The organism is Kaistella sp., assembly GCF_049588135.1.
Classification (GTDB): Bacteria; Bacteroidota; Bacteroidia; order Flavobacteriales; family Weeksellaceae; genus Kaistella.
On sequence record NZ_JBAVFG010000229.1, the window covers coordinates 1 to 6278 of the forward strand.

Annotated in this window: 6 protein-coding genes and 1 pseudogene; 1 reads left to right on the forward strand and 6 read right to left on the reverse strand. The window is 34.1% G+C overall.

The annotated features are described in order from the left end of the window. The 5 genes and pseudogenes from WBY99_RS12360 to WBY99_RS12380 form a co-directional block, all read right to left on the reverse strand. Nucleotides 1-676, reverse strand: a pseudogene (locus WBY99_RS12360) (hypothetical protein); the annotation flags it as partial. Between the two features lies 1 nt (nt 677). Beyond that, complete coding sequence (locus WBY99_RS12365; protein ID WP_423976642.1) at nt 678-1064, reverse strand: hypothetical protein; 387 nt, start codon at nt 1062-1064, stop codon at nt 678-680. Between the two features lie 65 nt (nt 1065-1129). Further along, nucleotides 1130-1492: a four helix bundle protein gene (locus WBY99_RS12370; RefSeq protein ID WP_423976643.1), complete on the reverse strand. Its 363-nt coding sequence runs from the start codon at nt 1490-1492 to the stop codon at nt 1130-1132. Nucleotides 1493-1555: 63 nt separating this feature from the next. Next, complete coding sequence (locus tag WBY99_RS12375) at nt 1556-2959, reverse strand: nucleoside recognition domain-containing protein (RefSeq protein ID WP_423976644.1); 1404 nt, start codon at nt 2957-2959, stop codon at nt 1556-1558. Nucleotides 2960-3131: 172 nt separating this feature from the next. Continuing rightward, nucleotides 3132-3326, reverse strand: coding sequence for a hypothetical protein (locus tag WBY99_RS12380; protein ID WP_423976645.1), 195 nt, complete (start codon nt 3324-3326; stop codon nt 3132-3134). 233 nt (nt 3327-3559) lie between these two features. Between WBY99_RS12380 and WBY99_RS12385 the strand changes: the two genes are divergently transcribed. After that, the gene (locus WBY99_RS12385; protein ID WP_423976647.1) at nt 3560-5635 is read left to right on the forward strand and encodes a prolyl oligopeptidase family serine peptidase; all 2076 of its coding nucleotides are present in this window, start codon (nt 3560-3562) and stop codon (nt 5633-5635) included. A 79-nt stretch (nt 5636-5714) separates the two neighbouring features. Here the strand turns inward: WBY99_RS12385 and WBY99_RS12390 are convergent, their stop codons facing one another. Further along, nucleotides 5715-6254 (reverse strand): hypothetical protein, encoded by a 540-nt coding sequence (locus WBY99_RS12390; RefSeq protein WP_423976646.1) that lies wholly within the window; start codon nt 6252-6254, stop codon nt 5715-5717. Nucleotides 6255-6278 lie beyond the last annotated feature (24 nt).

Here is a 6278-nt window from a genome sequence, read left to right on the forward strand (position 1 = left end):
CTTTGTTTGAAAGTTTTTCTTTACTATACTCAAAGTCTGCTGTATTATTTTGGTCATCAATATTTTTTTTCCAAACCAAATTTTTATTGCTTTTGATTTCTTCAGGATCGGTTAATTTTTCCAATTCAGGAATGCGAATCATGTCTTCGAATGCAAATGATGCAATTTTTTTTCGATCAAAATTATTTTCTTTTAAAATAAATGTTCTGTATTGTATAAGATTACTATTGATGTGTTTTTTTGTTTTATAATCAAACGTATATTCCACAATTCCATCAATATAACAATTTAACTTTTTGTTGAGGGTGATATAATTATTAAAATAACCCCGAATAACAATATAATTTGGTTTTGCAACTGAACTGATTATCACTTCTGGAATCTGCACCGTTCTGTTGTTGAGAATAATATTATTCGAAAAATTTTTAGAATAAATGGTGTCTTCAAGAGCATTTTCTTGTTTGAAAATATAGAAATCTTGTATAGGCTCAATGTCTTTTTTGTCAAAATTTCCTTCGATATCGGTTCTGGTTAAAAGATTTGCTTCTCTATCGAAAACCAAGACATTTGCCAATGGTTTGCTGCTTGTATCAACAACTTTCATATTCTGTGCATTCGTAAATAAACCGAATATAATTGTTAAAATGCAATAACATTTAGATAGACTTTTTTTCATCTTAATTTTTTTTCAATTCCCCAATTCTACTCACAATCGGCATCGAAAAAACACCGCTGATTTGTAAATATTTTTCGTAGAAAACAATGGCTTTTGCCGCAAAATCAGGATTCGGATTTTCTTTATTTTTAAAGTAGAACAGGTTTCCCAACAATTCGAAGTAAGGAATATGATGGCTTTTATCTTTGTCATTGATCAATTGAACAATTTCATCTGTAGATTTCGAAGATAATGTTTCAAAATCCATTTTAAACGTATCGTTCATATTGGTATCGAAAATCCTTTGAAGTTCTGCAAGATCGCCATTGCTTCCTCCCAAAATCATTTTAGAAAGAAATTCTGAAAATTGTTTTACAATGCGGATGATGTAATCTTTGTCGTGTATCATGGTTTATTTATTTTGGTGCAAGTTACAAGTTACAAGTTACAAGTTACAAGTTGCATGGTTCAGGGTTATGCGCGCCAATTATTTTTGACATATTCTATATAATTATGGAGTTTTCCTCCTAAAAGTTTATATTTTTCAAGTATCTCATTAAATTCTGTAATATCAGGATATAGATGTGTAATCTTTAATATATGATTGGTGGTTTCATCACAACTGCTATGCGAAAATACAAGAAATCTAATGTAGTCGGCTTTATACATTCGTCTGCCATAACCTTCGACAATATTAGAATTAACAGAATCTGATGAACGTCTTAACTGACTTCCGAGTTCATATAATTCATATTTTGGCAGTCGAAAAGAGAGTCGATGCGTTTCGATAAACAACTCAAAAGAGAGGTTATAAATGTTAAGTTTATTGTAACTCATATCTCAAATTTTTAAATATATAACCTCGTTCCCTGCACCTTGTATCCTGAATCTTGCACCCGTTTATGCAAAGAAAATATACGCCAAAATAACCGAAGTAATAATTCCCACCAAATCTGCCAAAAGCATTGCTGTTACGGTATATCTCGTGTTTTTAATTCCTACGGCTCCGAAATAAATGGCAATTACATAGAAAGTCGTGTCTGAACTTCCTTGTAAAACTGCGGCTAATCTTCCCTGAAAACTGTCTGCACCGAAAGTCTGCATCGTATCGACCATCATTCCTCTCGCTCCGGAACCGGAAAGTGGTTTAATTAAAGCTGTTGGTAAACCATCGACAAATCTCGTGTCAAAACCAACGACTTGTGCGACCCATTTCATTCCGTCGATCAAAACATCGAAAACGCCGGAAGTTCTTAAAAGTGAAATTGCAATTAACATTCCTACCAAATATGGAATGATTTTGACACAAGTCCAAAAACCTTCTTTTGCGCCATCAATAAAAGCATCGAAGACATTAATTTTTTTGTACAGTGCGCCCAAAACAATCGCAAGAAAAATAAGAAGAATAATTCCGTTGCTCAATAACATGCTGAAATTATCAAGACCTTCTTTGCTTAAGCTCACTAAATAAACAACCAATAAACCAATAATCGCGGAAATCCCACCAACGTAAGCGATGACGACAGGTTGCAATAAATTAATTTTTTGATAAAGCGAAACCACGATCATTGCAGCCAAAGTTGCTGCAAAGGTCGCAATCATACACGGAAGAAAAATATCGGTTGGCGTGTGAGATCCCATTGAAGCCCGGATTGCAATAATAGAAACCGGAATTAAAGTCAATCCTCCTGCGTGCAAACATAGAAACATAATTTGGGAATTGCTCGCCCGGTCTTTATCGGGATTCAGGGTTTGTAAACTTTCCATCGCTTTTAGACCAAATGGCGTTGCAGCATTATCTAAACCTAAAAGATTGGCGGAAAAATTCAGCAACATATGTCCAAAAGATGGGTGGTTTTTTGGAATTTCAGGAAATAATTTAGAAAAAAAAGGCTGAATCATTCGAGATAATAAATTAATCCCGCCAGCTTTTTCGGCGATGCTCATGAATCCCATAAATAAGGTCATAATACCAATTAATCCCAAACAAATTTTCACCGCAGTTTCAGATGTTCCAATTACACCATCAGTTGCCTGAACTCTGTAAACCGCAACTTGAGATTTCGCAGAATCGGTTTTGTAATGAATCCTGTTTTGCTCAAAAGTAGGCTTTAACAGTAAAGCATTTTTTATTTCAGGATTTAACTCGCTAATATTTTTAGTTGCAATTTGTACAGTATCGCCACTTTTTCCAACGACCATATCATTATAAATTGCTTTGTAATGATCGGAACCAATATATTTAATACTTCCAACAATAATCGCTATGATAATAAATGCGCTCCAAATTCTGCTTAAAACCATGAATTAAAAATTTGAGTAAAAGTAACTAAAAAGTTTATTTTTAAGAGAATTAGAAGTCTAAATTATCAAAATAGATGATTAATACTCGAAAGTTGGTTTAAAGGATTTGATGTTTTTATATAAAAAAGATTCTGTTTTCATTGAAAACAGAATCTTTTACTTTTTAAATAAGTTATCGAACGGATAAAAATTCAACACCGTCATTAGCGTCGTCTTTGTGTTTCCTTTCAAAATGACGATGAAAATCAGCATAATAATCATCATATTCTTTTCTCTTTTTCAATAAAAACTTTCTGACACCAAATAAAGTAAGACCAACTATTAGTCCTACACTTCCTGCTAATACAATCCCTGTTTCTTTTCTCATATTAAAAATTGTGAATTGTAAACTTAGCAAATTGTATTCCCTTAAGCTCTCAATTAATTTTAAATTTTTGTTAAAGTTCGCCTTAAAAATATTAATTTTTACTAAAATTGAAAACTAAATTCACAAATATGTTATTTAAATTAGAATTTTTTGCTTTCACTAAATAATGGTATTTTTGAGCAAATCTTACCAATATGAATTTTAAAACCTTTGCAGTAAGTGCAGCCGGATTAATGTTTGCAACTTGTACAGCGCAGAAAATGAGCAATAATTTGAAATATCCCGAAACCAAAAAAATAGATCATTTTGATGATTATTTCGGAACAAAAATAAATGATTCTTACCGTTGGCTAGAAGACGACCGCGCGGAAGACACCAAAGATTGGGTGAAACGAGAAGTTGCTTTTACCAATGATTATCTTTCTAAAATTCCTTTCCGAGAAGAAATTCGCAAGCAACTGAAAGACATCTGGAATTACGAGAAAATTGGCGCTCCTTTCAAAGAAGGCGATTTTGCTTATTTCTATAAAAACGACGGACTTCAAGCGCAATCTGTTTTGTACAGAATAGATAAAAATGGAAAGACCGAAGTTTTTCTTGATCCCAATAAATTTTCGGAAAAAGGAACGACTTCTTTAGCCGGAGTTTCCTTTAATAAAAAAGGAAATTTGGTTGCTTATTCTATTTCTGAAGGCGGAAGCGACTGGAATAAAATCATCATCCTTAATGCTTTAACAAAAGAAAAAATCGATGAAACCATTATCGATGTTAAATTTTCTGGAGCCTCCTGGTTAGGCGATGAAGGTTTCTTTTATTCAAGTTACGACAAACCGAAAGGGTCTGAACTTTCTGCAAAAACAGATACTCACAAAGTGTATTTTCATCAATTAGGAACGAAACAGTCGGAAGATAAACTTATTATTGGTGGCGAAAATTTCAAAAGACGCTATATGAACATTGGCGTTTCAGATGATGAGCGTTACGAAATTTTGAATGCTTCAGAAGCGACCAATGGAAATGAATTGTACATCAAAGATTTAAAAAACAAAACCGATTTTCTTCCGATTCAAAAAGGATATGATTTCAATACGAATTTTATCGATTCAAAAGGTGATCTTATTTATGCTTTAACCGATAAAAACGCTCCGAATATGCGTTTGGTGAAATTTGACATTAAGAATCCTAATGTTTGGACAGATGTAATTCCAGAAACCGAAAACGTATTAAGTGTTTCAACTGGCGGAGGATTTATCTTCGCAAAATATATGAAAGATGCCGTAACGTCGGTGAAGCAATTTGATTATAATGGGAAACTTATCCGAACCATTAATTTGCCTGGAATTGGTACTGCATCGGGATTTGGCGGAAAAGAAGAACAGAAAGATTTATATTTTTCTTTCACCAATTATATCACGCCACCAACCATTTATAAATTGAATGCTGATACTGGAAAAACGGAAGTGTATCAGAAGCCAAAAGTAAAATTCAATCCAGAAGATTATGTTTCAGAACAAGTTTTCTACACTTCAAAAGACGGAACGAAAATTCCGATGATGATCAACTATAAAAAGGGATTGAAACTCGACGGAAAAAATCCTACGATTTTGTATTCTTATGGCGGATTCAATATCAGTTTACAACCTGCTTTTTCTGTAGTCAATGCAATTTGGATGGAAAATGGTGGAATTTACGCTGTTCCAAACATTCGTGGTGGCGGTGAATACGGAAAGAAATGGCACGATGCAGGAACAAAAATGCAGAAAAAAAATGTGTTTGAAGATTTCATCGCAGCTGGTGAATATTTGCAAAAGAAAGGCTATACTTCCAAAAACTACATGGCTCTTTCTGGTCGTTCAAATGGCGGACTTTTAGTTGGAGCAACCATGACGATGCGTCCAGATTTGGCAAAAGTTGCTTTCCCAGGCGTTGGCGTTTTAGATATGTTGCGTTATAATAAATTCACTGCTGGTGCTGGTTGGAGTTACGATTACGGAACTGCGGAAGACAGCAAAGAAATGTTTGATTATCTGAAATCTTATTCGCCGGTTCATCAAGTGAAAAAAGGAGTTTGTTATCCTTCAACCATGATTATTACAAGCGATCACGACGACCGAGTTGTTCCGGCTCACTCATTTAAATTCGGAGCAGAGTTACAGGAAAAACAATCTTGCAGCAATCCAGTTTTAGTAAGAATTGAGGTAAATGCAGGTCACGGTGCAGGAAGAAGCACCGATCAAGTCATTGGTGAAAATGCTGATTTACTGAGTTTTGCATTGTACGAAATGGGTTTCAAAACTTTGAAAAAATAAATCAAAACCTATTCAAATATAAACTTCCCGTGAATGATTTCATGGGAAGTTTTTTTTTTAAAAATGGTGATTACGAAATTTAAAGTCCAAAAACGACTCCTAGACTTGGGATAAATCCACTGCCAAAAACAGATTGATCTTCTTTGTACAAAACATTATACATTCCGCCGATTTGTAGATAAGCGTGGTCGCCAATTCGTTGCATATAACCGCCACCGAAATAAAGTGCAGCTTCATCGCCTGAATATTTCAAATTATTGAGTTTATTTTTCTGGTTAAAGAAATATTCCTGAAACATTCCGCTTAAATAGAAATTCCTAGCGACATAGTAATTCAGAAAAGGACCAACGCCGATCGTGTTGGAGGAATAGTATTTTGAATTAGTCCAAGTGAGATTAGAAACGATACCTGCTTCAAAACTTTCGGTAAGTTTGTATCCTATTCTTGGGGAAAGATAAATGGAGGTTCCACCATTATTGCTGCCAAAACTTCCGCCTAATCCAGCCGAGCCACCGAAAGTCCATTTGGAATTGGAGTCGCTAAAGTTTTTAGAAGTTCCAATTTGGGCTTGTGCCGAAAGAGCAAAAGACATTATTGCCAAAAAAAGCAGTTTTTTCATCATGTATTTTTTAAGAATTTACTG